Here is a 17,011-nt window from a genome sequence, read left to right as displayed (position 1 = left end):
AACAAAGCAATGTAGACGCTGAGATTCCACAGTTTCAGTGTAAAAAGAAAAAGCCAATTTCTGACCTGAGTAGGTTAGAAGTTGGCTTTTTTATTTGATTACATATTCAAGGGTTATTATCGCGTACGCATTTTCTGCAGAACGAAATAGAGGACCTCCAGTTACGGCTCAAGGTCCTCTATATATGCATTTATTATTTACTTTTACGCCGAATCCACCAGCTAAATACCATACTTAAAATAATGCCAATGAGTGACAATATGGCTAGTAACCAAAAGTGTGGTGGCGTATAGCTGAGTTTAATTTCTGAAGTATCAGCGTTGACAGGTACGACGGTCATCACACCATTACCACGTTGTACGTCCAGTGATTCACCGCCACTCGTCGCTTTCATGCCATCTCGATAAGCCATTGGTAAAACGACATACCCATCTTTATGAGGCAGGTTCGTGATGCGATATTGTCCATTATCTTGTTGCGTAACTTTAACATTGTCGACTTCTTGTGAAGCTTGTTTTAGCGTTTGATAATTTTCACCGTATATGCCTTTGAGTTTGAAGCGGTAAAGTCCCTTATCTAACTTCAAGTTCAAGCGTTCATCTGCTGACACTCTATAGGTCACGGGCGTAACAAAACGGCGGTATTTATAGGTTAACTTATTACGTTCTTGTGTGTATTCATTTACGCTGACGTTGTGTTCTTTGTCTGGTGTCAGTAGTTCTAAATCCATTTCTACATATAGATCTTCGAATTGGTCGGCGATATTTTTCGGTAAGCGATACTGTACGCCACCCTCATTTTGAGTCACTTTTAAATAGTCATTGTTCGTCACATGTGCATCGTTCAATTTCACAGAAGCTACTGATTTCAAGTTCGGATTAGATTTGAAAGTTTGATTGGCATGCTTGTTATCTTCAAGCACAACCCCTTGTAACATCGCTTGTTCTCTATCTAAAGGTGATTTTAAATCTTCACTATTATATACGCGATCGGTAAAATGTGCCGCTGGATAATCTGCCGTATTTTCTTCATGTATAAATGTATGACTGTCCCCATGATTGACTTGATCAGCCTCATTAAATCCATAGGGCTGATTGTCATCTGGCTGTTCTCGAATCCGATCTTGCACATTCCACAAGGCTAGTAAATTGGCACGATTGGATAAGAGTCTATAGGTGCTATTTTTATCTGTATGCATATTAATTTGCATGAGATCATCATAGTATTTCATGATATGGCCATCGAAAATGCTTGAATAGAGTGCGATGCCATTAAAATGATAAAGCATTGGACTATTCAATCCATATGTAGACATATAATCGATTCTGGATAATGGGTCATCTCTATGGGTAGACTGAATATCATCTATTTTATTTTGTAACGCAGGGCTGCGATAATCTGCTTCATCCATCGCTTGTCGGGTAGACTCATATTTAATGAGATTATTATAGTGATAATCTTCTAATAAGACGAATTGTTGAACGATAAATAATCCGACGAGTACCACCCAAGTCCACGTTTCACGAAATAGAGATTTTTCACAGAGCATGAATCCGATAATGATCATTAGAATAAAGCACGGGATCATCCAAGTGAGTTTTTCTTCTGTTACAAAGAGATTTGCGATGATCATGATGAAAAGTGCTGGTAGACATGCCAAAACATAGGATTTGAGTGACAGTTCTGCTAAATGTTGTATCATCAACGCAACGAGTACTGCCGTTGAGAGTGCAAATATGTATATCCAACGTTTTTGCGGTACAGAAAAGCCATTAAACATACTGTCAAAGTAAGGTGTGAGCGCACCGACTAACATGATCCAAGTCATGATCGCAAACAAGCGGTAATAATAATGTTTATATAGTTTAAATGAAAATAATGCGACAAGTGCGATGACTGTGACAGTAATATAGAACCCATTTGAGAATAAATGGGTTTGTCGTTCAAAACTTGTTACCGGTGGAATATCATAATTCGGATTAGATAGCCGATCATTATTAAAGAATGAGCTAACACCGGTATAGAATCCTAATATACTACTCAACGCACTTAACATGACAGCAGTGATGATTGTTCCTGCTTTTCGCAAGCGATTGACGATGTCAGCTGGATGCGGCCAAATCGTCCGATACACAAAGTAAGCGAGCATCACTAATGCTTGATAATAACTAAAATAAAAGTTAGAAAATAAGGTTAGTGCAATCGCAAAAATGAATAAACCGATTTTTCGTTCTTTAAAGTAACGTTCTATTCCTAATATCGATAGTGGTAGGAAAATGACTAATTGACCATAAAATGACCAAGTAAAATTAAAATAAATACCAATCGTCGAACCAGCATAGAGCACACATGCGATGATGACAGCTGGTAATTTAAAGCGTAAGTAGCTAAATAAATAATAAGAAATGATAAATGTAATACTAATCATGACGATTGAAAATATCAGTTGATCAGTCGGCCAAAACGTTATGTCATGTGGATTTGCATGAAAGAGATGTTCTGCAATCCATACACCTGCAAAGTTCAACCATGTAAATGGAGAGGTTGAATAATAATAAGCGAGATCCTTCGCATAATCGCCACCTAAACCAAATGAATGGTCATAGAAGCTGACAAACGATGTGAAATGTTCGTAGAGATACATTTGGAAAGGCATCATTTGTCTGAATCCATCGCCGCTCCCACTAAATACAGTACCTTCAGTTATATATCTATAAATATAAGGAATAAAAATAATGAGAGAGGCTAATAAACTCAATAATGTGATACATAAAAACTTTAAATATTTGTTAGACCAAATCTTAGCCCACACAGTTCTAAACATGCTTTTTTACCTCGCCTTAATCATGAGAATTTTTATTTTTTCTAACAAACCAGATACTGAGTATGATGCTTATCATAGACGCGATAATCATTGTATACCAGTAAGGTGGGCGGTATTTAATCGTGATTGTGTGCGTATCTTGCTTCACTGGAACACCTGTCATCATGTAGTTTACCCTTGTTGGCTCAATCTTATGCCCATCAATATAAGCCGTCATCCCTTTGCGATAAGGTATATTCACGGCAGCCATTCCTTCTTGATGATTACCCAGTTGAATTTTTACGCTATTATTTATATCTGTATAATGATATTTTAAATTGTCGCGTTGATGTGCTGCAAGTAAACGTGAATAATCTTCTCCGTATAATCCTTTAAGTGTGACATCGAAACCACCCTGTGGACTTAAGTTAATACTGATGTTGCCATTTTCGTCAGGTTGTGCACGATAGAGCTGTCTATGAATGCCTGTTTTGTAAGTGGAACCGTTGAAGAGACGGTGATTTTCGTAATCATTAATGCCCACCGTGTAGTTACTATCAGGCTCTCCACGTTTAACTTTTAACTCAAGATAAAAGTCTTTATATTTTTCTCGTAATGATTGTGGTAATGACAGTTTGATCGTGCCGCCATCTTGAGTCACTTTGATGTGTCGTTGTTGATTGATATCTGATTCCGACTTGTATGGCTTGCCATCTTCAAAGTTGATATTTTCAGTTGTGATGTCTGCTTGATTAAGTAAATTAGGTGCGTTATGTGTATAGTTTTTACCTTCATTTGCCATCACAATACCATCTAACATCGCGTGTTCTCGGTCAATAGGTTGCGCGAGTGTTGCTTCATTATAAATGTGATTACTGATGCGAACGCCATTTAAGTTATAGTCATTTTCATAAATGCGATATTGTCCTTCTTCGGCTTTTTTGGAAAAATGAGCAGGTACACCTTGCTGATTATCTTTCAGCATTAAATATCTTACAGACCACAAACTATCAATATTTTGACGTGCATTCGTTGATTGGTATCGACTCACAGATTCTTCTTTAAGGTTAATTTTCAGATCGTCGTAATACGTATCTAAAATATGATGATCGAATATACTTGAGTAGAGACTCAATCCTTTGAAGTGTTGATACATCGGCGTATTATCTTGTTCATTGACACGCCAATCAATCCGTTCGTCTGCATCTTTCTGCTGGTCCATTTGCTTCACTAGCTCACGTTGTTGAGGTGTATCATACATGCTTGCTTTTACCTCATAGGTATTCGCACGTTCTTGGTGATCTTCAAAGTAAATTTGATATTTAATGAAGACAAAGGTGACAAGGATTGCAAGCATAAAGACACTTAAACTATAGAGTCCCAATACACGTCTTCGGTCGATCGGTGACTTCATGATGAGCACAAAGAGTCCACACAAGCAGACAATGGGTGTAAAACACACCCAAGCAACGATATGATCTGCACCATAGGCACTAGCAAACACAATTGCCAGCGCAATGACTGACGTAACGGTATACCATTTGATGGACTGAGTACTGAAGTATTTGATGTACTGTGCAATCAATATGGCCGTTGTAAAGGCAAGTAGGTAATGCCAACGTTTTTGAGGGGCTGAAAACCCATTAAAGATTTGATCGACAATCGGGAAGAAAGTAGCGATGATTGCAAGCCAAGTAAAGATCGCAAATAATCTATAATAATAATGCTTATACAGTTTGAATGAAAGCAACGCTTGAATCACTACAAATAGAATTACAATCAGATAATTATCGTAAAAAATGTTGTTATCTACATTTAAGGGTTCGATCCAATCGTTTTTAACATCATAGCTGGTACGTCGATTGCCTAAGAAACCTTGAATGCTGTGGAAAAAGATAAATAGACTACATCCAAGGCCAAGTAGTGCTGCAATGGACAGTTTACTGATGCTCTCGAAACGGCGAGCAATGTCATTACGGTGTTGGAATATGATTCTGAATGCAAAATAAATTAACCCCGTCAATAATTGATAATATCCGAAGTAAAAGTTATTGATTAATGACAGTGCGACGACAATAATAAATAATGATATTTTTTTCTGCCGTAAGAACAGTTCAATCGATAATAATAGTAAAGGCAACCAAATAAATATATCACTAAAGAATGGCCAGTAAACGGTAAATCTAAAATATAGTGGCGAAATGACAAAGAGTGCCGCCCCTAGTACCGATACCCATTGATTGCGTGTAAGATATTTGGCATACATCCACGTCGCAAACATGGCAATGGTTGCTTTTATAATGGATATAATGATGGCATTGATCATCCAAAACATGGGCATGTCCGTGTTTAAGTCGACAAAAAGTTGTATGACATGGATCACTAATACATTGATGATAAAGAGTATATTTGTGGAGAAGTAGTAGGCTAAATCTTGAAAGAAGTCTCCACCGAGTCCAAAATCAGTAGCATAAAACCAATGGCCTTGGCTCCATTGATCAAATAGATACATTTGAATTGGAATCATTTGTTCCATCCCATCATTTGGCCCAGTAAATAATACCCCGTCATAAATAAACCGGTAGATGCTATAACTATGTCCAATGAGAGAGATGATTAGAAAGATGATTAAATAGCTCAATATTTTTCTCATTTACATACTCCTAGCCATTTTTCTTATCTAAATTGTATCAATTTTAGCGATAGATAGATAAAAATAACTATTAAAAATTCGTGGCATTTCTAGAAAGTTTAACTTCAAAGTGAATATTAAAACTTAAATTGTAATATCTCTATGTTTTAAATCTTCAACGACGGTAATACAAATTATAAGAAATAACTGAGTTTTGGAGGTAGAGTTATGACAATAGAAATAAAACATAACGCAGGAAAAGCAGTTATACCAGACGATGTTGAAACTGTAGTAGCTTTAGAATATTCATTCGTTGATGCACTCGTTGAATTAGACATGGAAGTAGCTGGCATTGCAGATGATGGTGACAGAAATAATTTAATCCAACCATTACGTGATCATGTAGGTGACTACAAATCAGTAGGTTCAAGATTAGAACCCGATTTGGATAAAATTAAAGAAGTTCAACCTCAACTTATTATTGCAGACGAAAACCGTCATTCTGAAATTTATGACCAATTAGAAGAAATTGCACCAACACTTCTATTAAGAAGCTTCAACGCAGACTACAATGAAAACATTGATGTCTTCAGAATCATTGGCTATGCAGTATCTAAAGAAAGTGAAGCTCAAAAACGTTTAGAACAACATGAAGAAACAATGAAAGCAAACAATGACAAAATCACAATTGATAAATCAATTGAAACATTACCAGCTGTCGTTTCTGAACGCGGCGTAACTGCACATGGATTAAAATCATACATGAGTAGTTTATTAGATGTACTTGATTTCAAACTTTCACTTACACAAGAACTTGAAGAATCAGTACCTGAATATATGAATGGTGACTATTTAGAATTCACTTATGACCAATTAGCTGAATTAAATCCACAAAGACTTATCTTAATGGTAGCTGACGAAAATGAAGACTCAGTACAATCATTAAAAGATAGCGATATTTGGCATAATCTAGATGCAGTTAAAAACAACCGTGTTCACTTTACTGATCGTGAACTTTGGGCTAAATCACGTGGCTTAATTTCAACAGAACAATTAGTTGATGATATGAGCAATTTAAGTGAATAATCAAAGATAAAATAAACGAATGTTTGAATATGTAATAACATTCCCCCTATGGCGATGTATGATGATATGAAACCATAGGGGGTCTCTTTTTGACATCATTTTTAAATCAAAAACGCATGCGAAATCGCTGAAAACATATTACAATAGTATTTGTGTTATTTCATATAAATAAAGAAAGTTTATTGTAAGAGAGAAAGGTGAAGTCACATGGCAATCCAATGGTACCCAGGTCATATGGCCAAGGCTAAAAGAGAAGTAACAGAACAATTAAAGAAAGTCGATGTGGTCTTTGAACTCGTGGATGCAAGAATTCCTTATAGTTCACGTAATCCAATGATCGACGACGTGATACAACAAAAACCACGTGTTGTCATACTCGCCAAAAAAGATATGGCTAATTTAAAAGAACTTGAAAAATGGGAAAGTTACTTTAAGGAACAAGGTTTCTATCCAGTTGAAGTCGATGCGAAACACGGAAAAGGGCTCAAACAAGTAGAACAAGCTGCCATCGAAGCAACGAAAGAAAAAATGGCCCGTGAAAAAGAAAAAGGACTTAAACCACGTGCAATCCGTGCAATGATTGTCGGTATCCCTAATGTCGGTAAATCTACATTAATTAATAAACTCGCGAAGAAATCCATTGCACAAACAGGTAATAAACCTGGTGTAACGAAACAACAACAATGGATTAAGGTAGGTAATGCATTACAATTACTAGATACCCCTGGAATATTATGGCCGAAGTTTGAAGATCAATTAATAGGTAAAAAACTCAGTCTAACTGGTGCGATTAAAGACAGCATTGTGCACTTAGATGAAGTTGCAATTTATGGCTTAGAATTTATCATAGAACATGATTATGATCGCTTGATTAATCATTACAGTATTTCAGTAGACAAAGAGGCGCCGATTTTAGAATGGTTTGATGCAATCGGTAGACGCAGAGGGTTACTGCAAAAAGGAAATGAAGTGGACTATGAAGCAGTAATAGAACTCATTATCAATGATATCCGTAATGCAAAAATAGGTACCTTTACCTTTGATCTCGTGACAGAAATGGATGTGTAACTTTGAATTTAACCATCGCACAAATTAAAGAAGCGCTCGCCACGATTGATACAATTGAAACACTGGAACAATCTCCGTTTAACAATGATTCAAGAAAGGGAGTGCAACAAGAGCTTCGTTCGAGACGTAAACAAATAGAAAGAGATTTACAGCTTAAACAGCAATATGAAACAATGTCTCAACTAGAGAACAAGATTTATCAACAAGATCCATCAGCCTTAATTTGTGGCATTGATGAGGTGGGGCGAGGTCCCTTAGCAGGTCCAGTTGTCGCTTGTGCTGTGATTCTTAATCCAGATCACGCATACATTGGCATTAATGATTCCAAACAACTCAATCATAAGAAGCGCGCTGCGTTACAACAACAATTAGAAGCAGGGCTCATCGATTTTGCGATTGGTAGTGCCTCTGTCGAAGAGATAGATCAATACAACATCTACCAAGCGACGAAAATAGCGATGCTGCGTGCCATCAACAAACTGTCCCCTCAGCCGACGCATTTACTGATAGATGCGATGCAGTTAGACGTTGCAATACCACAACAATCTATTATTAAAGGGGATAGTAAGAGTGTGACGATTGCTGCTGCCAGTATTCTTGCTAAAGAATATCGTGACCAATATATGACAACGTTAGACGAACAGTACCCTGGTTATGATTTTGCGCAAAATGTAGGCTATGGTACGAAGAAACATCTCGAAGGGATTGATAAATTCGGTGTAACCCCTGTGCATCGCAAATCATTTGAACCGATTAAATCGATGATCAAATAGTTAAAAAATTAAAATAATTCAAAAATACCGTCGTGTAATTGTTTACAATAGCGCTTTCATTTTTTATAATTAAGATGCAAATTAACCAAAAAACAGGAGGATGGAGCATGAATATCCACGAGTATCAAGGTAAAGAAATATTTCGTTCGATGGGCGTAGCAGTTCCAGAAGGACGTGTTGCATTTACTGACGAAGAAGCGGTTGATAAAGCAAAAGAATTAGATTCTGATGTGTATGTGGTTAAAGCGCAGATTCACGCAGGGGGCCGAGGTAAAGCGGGTGGCGTTAAAATCGCAAAATCACTCTCAGAAGTCGAAACATATGCAAACGAATTATTAGGTAAACAATTGGTCACACACCAAACAGGTCCAGAAGGTAAAGAAGTCAAACGACTTTACATCGAACAAGGTTGTGACATTCAAAAAGAATATTATGTAGGTTTTGTCATTGATCGTGCGACAGACCGTGTGACATTGATGGCATCAGAAGAAGGCGGTACTGAAATTGAAGAGGTGGCTACACAATCACCAGAAAAAATCTTCAAAGAAGTCATCGATCCAGTTGTGGGTCTCATGCCTTATCAAGCAAGAAGAATTGCATTCAACATCAACATTCCACAAGCATCCGTCAATAAAGCCGTGAAATTTTTACTCGCATTGTACAATGTGTTCATTGAAAAAGATTGTTCAATTGTAGAAATCAACCCACTTGTAACGACAGGTGAAGGCGATGTGCTAGCACTCGATGCTAAGATCAATTTTGATGACAATGCACTTTTCCGTCACAAAGACATCTTAGAATATCGTGATCTTGAAGAAGAAGATCCAAAAGAAATTGAAGCGTCAAAATATGATTTATCTTACATCGCATTAGAAGGTGATATTGGTTGTATGGTTAATGGCGCTGGTCTTGCGATGGCAACGATGGATACGATCAATCACTTCGGCGGTAACCCTGCAAACTTCTTAGATGTTGGGGGCGGCGCGACGAAAGAGAAAGTTACTGAAGCATTCAAGATTATTTTAGGTGACGCAAATGTTAAAGGTATTTTCGTCAATATCTTCGGTGGAATTATGAAATGTGATGTTATCGCTGAAGGTATCGTAGCTGCTGTGAAAGAAGTTGATCTCACTTTACCACTCGTGGTTCGATTAGAAGGTACGAATGTAGACAAAGGGAAAGCAATCCTACATGAATCTGGATTAGCTATTGAACCTGCTGCAACAATGGCAGAAGGTGCACAAAAAATCGTTAAAAGTGTAAGCGAAGCGTAAGGGAAGGATGGGAGCACTAAGATGAGTGTATTTATTGATAAAAATACAAAAGTAATGGTTCAAGGTATTACAGGGTCTACTGCACTGTTTCATACAAAACAAATGTTAGACTACGGTACGCAAATTGTCGCAGGTGTGACACCTGGTAAAGGTGGTCAAGTCGTAGAAGGGGTACCTGTATATAATACAGTTGAAGAAGCAAGACAAGAAACAGGTGCAACAGTGTCTGTCATCTATGTTCCTGCGCCATTCGCAGCAGATGCGATTGTTGAGTGTATCGATGCAGAACTTGATTTAGTCATTTGTATCACTGAACATATTCCAGTCGTCGATATGATTAAAGTAAAACGTTATGCTGAAGGTAAGCATACACGCCTAGTGGGTCCAAACTGCCCTGGTGTCATCACGCCGGATGAATGTAAAATCGGAATTATGCCAGGATATATTCATAAGAAAGGTCACGTCGGTGTCGTATCTCGTTCAGGTACTTTAACTTATGAAGCGGTACATCAATTAACTGAAGAAGGTATCGGTCAATCAACTGCTGTAGGTATTGGTGGAGACCCAGTGAACGGTACGAACTTTATCGATGTACTTCAAGCATTCAATGAAGATGAAGATACAAAAGCTGTCGTAATGATCGGTGAAATCGGTGGTACTGCTGAAGAGGAAGCGGCTGAATGGGTAAAAGCCAATATGACAAAACCTGTGGTCGGCTTCGTCGGAGGTCAAACAGCCCCTCCAGGTAAACGTATGGGTCACGCAGGTGCGATTATCTCAGGTGGTAAAGGTACTGCAGCTGAAAAGATTAAAACATTAAATGCATGTGGTATTAAAACTGCTGATACACCTTCAGAAATCGGTACGACATTAATTGAAGCGGCTAAAGAAGCCAATATTTATGAATCTTTATTAACAATTAATAAGTAATACTGTGTGGGTTATACTTATTTGAATATCGCTATTTGTACGTATTCAAGGTAACGGTAAAATTAAAAGCTTCATTATATATGTAGGTTCGTCGTGTGCGGACCTACTTTTTCGTTTAGAATTGATTGGGTAAGCAGTGTAGAGATTTTAAAAATCGAAGCCTAAATATTCGTGTTGATTAAAAAATGACCGACTTTCATTTTTACTCTTTAAAATCGTGTTAAATATAAAGCCAATTTGAAAATAAACCGTAACGTGCATTACTTGATGACGCGTTATATAATATTGAAAAAAGAGGCCGCATGGTTTATCAACATACATCCATAGACTATATTTACTTAAAGCTCAGATTTGCAGGCTACACCACCGCCCAAATTTATCGTATTTTAGATTACGCGCCTGACTTTGTGACTTATGATGCTCATGCACAATACGAGGTATTAACGAAGTTAGCGACGTCGTTTAGAATCAAAATGGACGATGAATTAAGAGCACGTTATCGCACATTAAAGATTGATGATCTCCTAAGTTATTTAAAAAGATGTGAAACGCAATTTATTACGATCCATCATCCTCATTATCCTTCATTATTAACCCAAATTTATGATCCACCTTTAGTGCTATTCTATAGAGGCAAGCTCCAATTATTAAATCATACGAAGACACTAGCAATCGTAGGATCGCGTCATGCGACTCGATATACGTATGACGCACTCAATGCTTTCTTTCCATCCTTTAAAGCATCGAAACTTACCATTGTATCGGGCCTCGCAAAAGGCGCCGATCACTTCGCACATCAACTCGCTTTAGCTTATCATCTCCCCACCATCGCAGTACTTGGCTTTGGACATATGTGTCATTATCCACATATGACTAAAGAGACAAGACAACTGATTGAACGAGAAGGACTCGTCATTAGTGAATACCTTCCAGAAACACCGCCTCGAAAATTTCATTTTCCTCAGCGCAATCGCCTCATTAGTGGTTTGTCTCGTGGCGTCTTAGTCACTGAAGCAAGAAAGAATAGTGGAACGCATATCACGACGCAATATGCTGTGGATCAAAATAGAGAAGTCTATATTCTACCGGGTACTATTTTTGATCCGATGACAGAAGGCAATCTTTTATCTGCACAACAAGGTGCTAAAATCGTTTCAAATGTTGAAGATATTATAGAAGATTTTCAATATGTAGAATGAACGCACAAACGAGGTTGTACACGATATTTCTCAACTGAATATTACTAGAAATGATCAACAATCGTATATCACTAAATAAAAAACATTGACAAACTTAAAATAGAGCGTTTATCATTTATGCTTGTAACTAGATATGCAAGGGGGAATAACTTTGGCAGATAATTTAGTCATTGTTGAATCGCCTGCAAAAGCTAAAACTATTGAAAAATATTTGGGTAAAAAATACAAAGTCATCGCATCTATGGGGCATGTGAGAGATTTACCACGGAGTCAAATGGGTGTCGATGTTGAAAATGATTATGAGCCGAAATATATAACAATTCGAGGTAAAGGACCCGTCGTTAAGGATTTAAAAAAACATGCTAAAAAAGCAAAACATATCTATTTAGCGAGTGACCCTGACCGTGAAGGTGAAGCGATTGCTTGGCATTTGGCAAACATTTTAGACTTAGACGAAAATGGCGATAACAGAGTCGTATTTAATGAGATTACTAAAGATGCTGTAAAGGATAGCTTTAAACATCCACGTGGCATTGAAATGAACTTAGTAGATGCCCAACAAGCACGACGCATCTTAGATCGTCTCGTAGGATACAATATTTCTCCAGTATTATGGAAAAAAGTGAAAAAAGGTCTATCAGCTGGGCGTGTACAATCAGTAGCATTACGCCTCATCATTGATAGAGAAAATGAAATTCGCAACTTTAAGCCTGAAGAATATTGGAAAATAGAAGGAGAATTTAGATATAAACGATCTAAGTTTACTGCTAAGTTCTTACACTACAAAAACAAACCATACAAATTAAACAATAAAGATGATGTCAAAGTCATTACCGATCAGTTAGATGGGGATCAGTTTGAAGTTACTAAAGTAACGAAAAAAGAAAAAACAAGAAATCCAGCAAATCCATTCACGACATCCACCCTTCAACAAGAAGCAGCACGTAAATTAAACTTTAAAGCGCGTAAAACAATGATGCTTGCACAACAATTGTATGAAGGTATCGATTTAAAAAAACAAGGCACTGTTGGTTTAATCACATATATGCGTACGGATTCAACGCGTATTTCTGAACAAGCGAAATCAGAAGCAAAACAATACATTCAAGAAACGTATGGGAATGAGTATACTTCTAAACGTAAGGCACAAGGTAAAGGTGACCAAGATGCCCACGAAGCGATCAGACCAACAAGTACGATGCGTACACCGAATGAAATGAAAGCCTATTTAACAAGAGATCAACACCGCTTATACAAATTAATATGGGCACGTTTCGTAGCAAGTCAAATGGCACCTGCGATTCTTGATACGGTCGCACTTGATTTAACTCAAGGTGACATTAAATTCAGAGCAAATGGACAAACCATCAAATTTAAAGGTTTCACCACATTATATGTTGAAACGAAAGACGATGAGGAAGGTAAAAAAGAAAACAAACTTCCAGAAATAAAAGAAGGCGAAATGGTAACGGCTACAAATATTGAACCTTCACAACATTTTACCCAACCCCCACCACGTTATACAGAAGCGCGATTAGTTAAAACGTTAGAAGAACTCAAAATCGGTCGTCCTTCTACTTATGCGCCAACACTTGATACGATTCAAAAACGTAATTACGTGAAAATTGAAAGTAAACGCTTCGTGCCAACAGAATTAGGTGAAATCGTTTATGAACAAGTGAGAGACTATTTCCCTGAAATCATAGACGTAGAATTCACCGTCAATATGGAAACATTATTAGATAAAATTGCTGAAGGTGATTTAAGCTGGCAAAAAGTCATTGGTGATTTCTATAATAGCTTTAAACAAGACGTTGAACGTGCTGAAGAAGAAATGGAAAAAATAGAAATTAAAGATGAACCAGCTGGCGAAGATTGCGAAGTGTGTGGCTCACCTATGGTTATCAAAATGGGTCGCTACGGCAAATTCATGGCTTGTTCTAATTTCCCTGATTGTCGTAATACAAAAGCTATCGTTAAAAAAATCGGCGTAACGTGTCCGAAATGTAATGATGGCGATGTCGTCGAACGTAAATCTAAGAAAAATCGCATTTTCTATGGTTGCTCAAACTATCCTGAGTGTGATTTTGTAAGCTGGGATAAACCGGTTGGCCGCTCATGTCCGAAATGTGAGCATTACTTGGTTGAGCATAAGAAAGGTCGTACGAGCCAAGTTATTTGTTCAAATTGTGATTATAAAGAAGAAGCACAAAAATAATGTATCAATCATATATTTTATCGCACGATAGAATGCTAGAGGATAACTTCTAAATTCTTTTGCAAGGGAGGAAGACAAATGGTAGAGACGGTTAATGTTGTAGGTGCAGGTCTTGCGGGCTCAGAAGCTGCTTATCAGCTTGCTGAACAAGGCATTCAAGTGAACTTAATTGAAATGAGACCTGTAAAACAAACACCTGCCCATCATACGGATCAATTTGCAGAGTTAGTTTGTTCTAACTCATTGAGAGGAAATTCGTTAACGAATGCAGTCGGTGTATTAAAAGAAGAAATGAGACGACTCGACTCGCTCATCATCAAAGCAGCAGATGCAGCACGTGTCCCTGCTGGTGGGGCATTAGCGGTTGACAGACATGACTTTGCTGGTTTTGTAACGAACACATTAAAAAATCATCCAAATGTGAATGTGATCAATGAAGAAATCAACGAAATACCAGAAGGAAAAACGATTATTGCAACTGGACCTTTAACCACTTCTAATTTAGCGCAACAAGTGGTCGAAGTTACAGGTAGAGATCAATTATACTTTTACGATGCTGCTGCACCAATCATCGAAAAAGAAAGCATCGATATGGATAAAGTGTATTTGAAATCACGTTATGATAAAGGTGAAGCGGCTTATCTCAATTGCACGATGACAGAAGAAGAATTCAATCGTTTTTACGATGCTGTACTAGAAGCCGAAGTCGCACCCGTGAATGAATTTGAAAAAGAAAAACATTTTGAAGGCTGTATGCCGTTTGAAGTCATGGCCGAAAGAGGACGTAAAACATTACTTTTTGGTCCGATGAAGCCAGTCGGATTAGAAGATCCTAAAACAGGTAAGCGACCATACGCGGTTGTACAATTACGTCAAGATGATGCAGCTGGTACGCTCTACAACATTGTCGGTTTCCAAACTCATTTAAAATGGGGTGCACAAAAAGACATCATTCGCCTAATCCCTGGTTTAGAAAATGTTGAAATCGTGCGTTACGGCGTGATGCACAGAAATACATTCATCAATTCTCCAGATGTGTTAAAAGAAACTTACGAACTCATCGGTCGAGAAGGCCTATACTTCGCTGGCCAAATGACAGGTGTGGAAGGTTATGTTGAAAGTGCGGCAAGTGGTCTAATCGCTGGACTTAACCTCGCACACCGCGTGAATGGTCAAGGGGAAGTTATTTTCCCAAGAGAAACGATGTTAGGAAGTATGGCTTATTATATTTCTCACGCTAAAAATGAAAAGAATTTCCAACCGATGAATGCGAACTTTGGTTTATTACCTCCGTTAGAAAAACGTATTAAAGATAAAAAAGAGCGTTATTCACAGTTAGCTGATCGTGCATTAACATATCTCGATCATTACAAACAAACACTTTCATAAATTTATGTGTATCGTTATGCAGTCTTTAGAAAATTTCAAAAATTGTATTCGATGAAGTACTTTTCTTAGAAGTTCCCTTCGTTTATATGCTACAATGCATGTTGACGGAGGGATTTTTAATTGGAAGAAATCCAAAAAGAATATTTATACATGCTGAAAGTTGAACGCCAATTTTCAGAACATACACTGAAATCATATTATGATGATTTAGTCCAATTTAATCAGTTTTTAGAACAAGAGCATCTCTCCTTAGAATCTTTTGAGTATAGAGATGCTAGAAATTATTTAAGTTATCTTTATGCAAAGAACTTAAAAAGAACAACGGTTTCTCGAAAGATTTCTACGCTCAGAAGTTTTTATGAGTATTGGATGATTAAAGATGATTCAGTGGTCAATCCATTTATTCAACTTGTTCATCCAAAAAAAGAACAATACTTACCTCACTTCTTTTATGAAGAGGAAATGGCAGCACTCTTTGACACAGTGATGCGCGATACTAAAAAAGGACTTCGTGATCGTGTCATTTTAGAACTACTCTATGCGACAGGCATGCGTGTGTCAGAACTTGTCAATATTAAAGATGATGATTTGGACATGCATTTACCTGGTGTGAAAGTATTAGGAAAAGGGAATAAAGAACGGTTTATCCCGTTTGGTGAATTTTGTAGACAAAGTATCGAACAATATTGGGCCGATTTCACTCCCAAACTACATGCATCCCATGATTATCTGATCGTCAACATGAAAGGTGATCCGATAACAGAGCGGGGTGTACGTCATGTGTTAAATGATATTGTGAAACGAACAGCAGGTGTGACAGACATACATCCACATAAATTGAGACACACATTTGCGACACATATGTTAAATGAAGGTGCGGATTTACGTACCGTTCAATCATTGTTAGGACATGTGAATTTATCAACCACAGGTCGATATACGCATGTATCTAAAGAACAATTAAGAAAAGTGTATTTGAATGCACATCCAAGAGCACATAAGGAGGAATAGGAATTGAGTTCAACTTCATTACACGCAACGACGATATTTGCTGTCCAACATAACGGACATTCTGCGATGGCTGGTGACGGCCAAGTGACACTCGGCGAGCAAGTGATCATGAAACAAACTGCACGTAAAGTACGTACACTCTATGATGGTAAAGTGCTTGCAGGTTTTGCTGGAAGTGTGGCAGACGCCTTTACATTATTTGAAAAATTTGAAACGAAACTGCAACAATTTAGTGGTAATTTAGAAAGAGCTGCAGTTGAATTGGCACAAGAGTGGCGAGGAGACAAACAGTTAAGACAACTAGAAGCGATGTTAATCGTTATGGACAAATCTTCTATCTTAGTGGTAAGTGGTACAGGTGAAGTCATCGCACCAGATGACGACTTGATTGCAATTGGTTCTGGTGGTAATTATGCGTTAAGCGCAGGCCGTGCATTAAAACGCCATGCACAACATTTATCTGCGAAAGATATGGCTTATGAAAGCTTGAAAGTCGCTTCTGATATTTGTATCTTTACGAATAGCAATATCACTGTAGAAGAATTATAATTTAAATAGATTAAAAAAGAATATATTACTGAACTTTTTAAACTCGCACATTAATTTACATGCAATTTTAAAAACAATA

12 protein-coding genes are annotated in these 17,011 nt (G+C 37.5%); 10 read left to right on the top strand and 2 right to left on the bottom strand.

All coding sequences use genetic code 11. The annotated features are described in order from the left end of the window. Positions 1 to 193: 193 nt before the first annotated feature. Both APS80_RS02365 and APS80_RS02360 read right to left on the bottom strand, forming a co-directional pair. Positions 194 to 2,812, bottom strand: coding sequence for a YfhO family protein (locus APS80_RS02365; RefSeq protein WP_373364593.1), 2,619 nt, complete (start codon positions 2,810 to 2,812; stop codon positions 194 to 196). A 28-nt stretch (positions 2,813 to 2,840) separates the two neighbouring features. Continuing rightward, positions 2,841 to 5,456: a YfhO family protein gene (locus tag APS80_RS02360; RefSeq protein WP_059106683.1), complete on the bottom strand. Its 2,616-nt coding sequence runs from the start codon at positions 5,454 to 5,456 to the stop codon at positions 2,841 to 2,843. A 207-nt stretch (positions 5,457 to 5,663) separates the two neighbouring features. On the opposite strand from APS80_RS02360, the gene APS80_RS02355 reads away from it, so the two are divergent. The 10 genes from APS80_RS02355 (at position 5,664) to hslV (ending at position 16,932) form a co-directional block, all read left to right on the top strand. Next, on the top strand, positions 5,664 to 6,521 hold the full coding sequence (locus APS80_RS02355; RefSeq protein ID WP_059106682.1) for an ABC transporter substrate-binding protein: 858 nt from the start codon (positions 5,664 to 5,666) through the stop codon (positions 6,519 to 6,521). A gap of 207 nt (positions 6,522 to 6,728) precedes the next feature. Continuing rightward, positions 6,729 to 7,589, top strand: a complete 861-nt coding sequence (gene ylqF, locus APS80_RS02350; protein ID WP_059106681.1) for a ribosome biogenesis GTPase YlqF — start codon at positions 6,729 to 6,731, stop codon at positions 7,587 to 7,589. A gap of 2 nt (positions 7,590 to 7,591) precedes the next feature. Further along, entirely contained in the window at positions 7,592 to 8,362 is a 771-nt protein-coding gene (locus APS80_RS02345; protein ID WP_059106680.1) for a ribonuclease HII, read from the top strand. Positions 8,363 to 8,469: 107 nt separating this feature from the next. Then, a complete protein-coding gene (gene sucC, locus APS80_RS02340) occupies positions 8,470 to 9,636 on the top strand; it encodes an ADP-forming succinate--CoA ligase subunit beta (RefSeq protein ID WP_059106679.1) in 1,167 nt (388 codons plus the stop codon). A gap of 21 nt (positions 9,637 to 9,657) precedes the next feature. Beyond that, complete coding sequence (sucD, locus tag APS80_RS02335) at positions 9,658 to 10,566, top strand: succinate--CoA ligase subunit alpha (protein ID WP_059106678.1); 909 nt, start codon at positions 9,658 to 9,660, stop codon at positions 10,564 to 10,566. 302 nt (positions 10,567 to 10,868) lie between these two features. Further along, positions 10,869 to 11,765, top strand: coding sequence for a DNA-processing protein DprA (gene dprA / locus APS80_RS02330; protein WP_059106677.1), 897 nt, complete (start codon positions 10,869 to 10,871; stop codon positions 11,763 to 11,765). Between the two features lie 145 nt (positions 11,766 to 11,910). Next, on the top strand, positions 11,911 to 13,983 hold the full coding sequence (gene topA / locus APS80_RS02325; RefSeq protein WP_180991899.1) for a type I DNA topoisomerase: 2,073 nt from the start codon (positions 11,911 to 11,913) through the stop codon (positions 13,981 to 13,983). 78 nt (positions 13,984 to 14,061) lie between these two features. Next, positions 14,062 to 15,372 carry an FADH(2)-oxidizing methylenetetrahydrofolate--tRNA-(uracil(54)-C(5))-methyltransferase TrmFO gene (trmFO, locus tag APS80_RS02320; protein WP_059106675.1) on the top strand — a complete coding sequence of 437 codons (1,311 nt, stop codon included), beginning with the start codon at positions 14,062 to 14,064 and terminating at the stop codon, positions 15,370 to 15,372. Between the two features lie 150 nt (positions 15,373 to 15,522). After that, positions 15,523 to 16,383: a tyrosine recombinase XerC gene (gene xerC / locus APS80_RS02315; protein WP_180991900.1), complete on the top strand. Its 861-nt coding sequence runs from the start codon at positions 15,523 to 15,525 to the stop codon at positions 16,381 to 16,383. A 3-nt stretch (positions 16,384 to 16,386) separates the two neighbouring features. Then, the gene (gene hslV, locus APS80_RS02310; protein ID WP_059106673.1) at positions 16,387 to 16,932 is read left to right on the top strand and encodes an ATP-dependent protease subunit HslV; all 546 of its coding nucleotides are present in this window, start codon (positions 16,387 to 16,389) and stop codon (positions 16,930 to 16,932) included. The last annotated feature ends 79 nt before the right edge of the window (positions 16,933 to 17,011 follow it).

This window comes from Staphylococcus auricularis, from assembly GCF_001500315.1.
GTDB lineage: Bacteria > Bacillota > Bacilli > Staphylococcales > Staphylococcaceae > Staphylococcus > Staphylococcus auricularis.
The sequence above is the reverse complement of the archived record's forward strand: the minus strand, read 5'-3'. Positions and strand labels throughout refer to the sequence as shown.

Coding starts and splice junctions, on each gene's coding strand:
- APS80_RS02355 (WP_059106682.1), top strand. CDS start 5,664: ATGACAATAGAAATAAAACATAACGCAGGAAAAGCAGTTATACCAGAC.
- xerC (WP_180991900.1), top strand. CDS start 15,523: ATGCTGAAAGTTGAACGCCAATTTTCAGAACATACACTGAAATCATAT.
- sucC (WP_059106679.1), top strand. CDS start 8,470: ATGAATATCCACGAGTATCAAGGTAAAGAAATATTTCGTTCGATGGGC.
- dprA (WP_059106677.1), top strand. CDS start 10,869: ATGGTTTATCAACATACATCCATAGACTATATTTACTTAAAGCTCAGA.
- APS80_RS02360 (WP_059106683.1), bottom strand. CDS start 5,456: ATGAGAAAAATATTGAGCTATTTAATCATCTTTCTAATCATCTCTCTC.
- sucD (WP_059106678.1), top strand. CDS start 9,658: ATGAGTGTATTTATTGATAAAAATACAAAAGTAATGGTTCAAGGTATT.
- trmFO (WP_059106675.1), top strand. CDS start 14,062: ATGGTAGAGACGGTTAATGTTGTAGGTGCAGGTCTTGCGGGCTCAGAA.
- ylqF (WP_059106681.1), top strand. CDS start 6,729: ATGGCAATCCAATGGTACCCAGGTCATATGGCCAAGGCTAAAAGAGAA.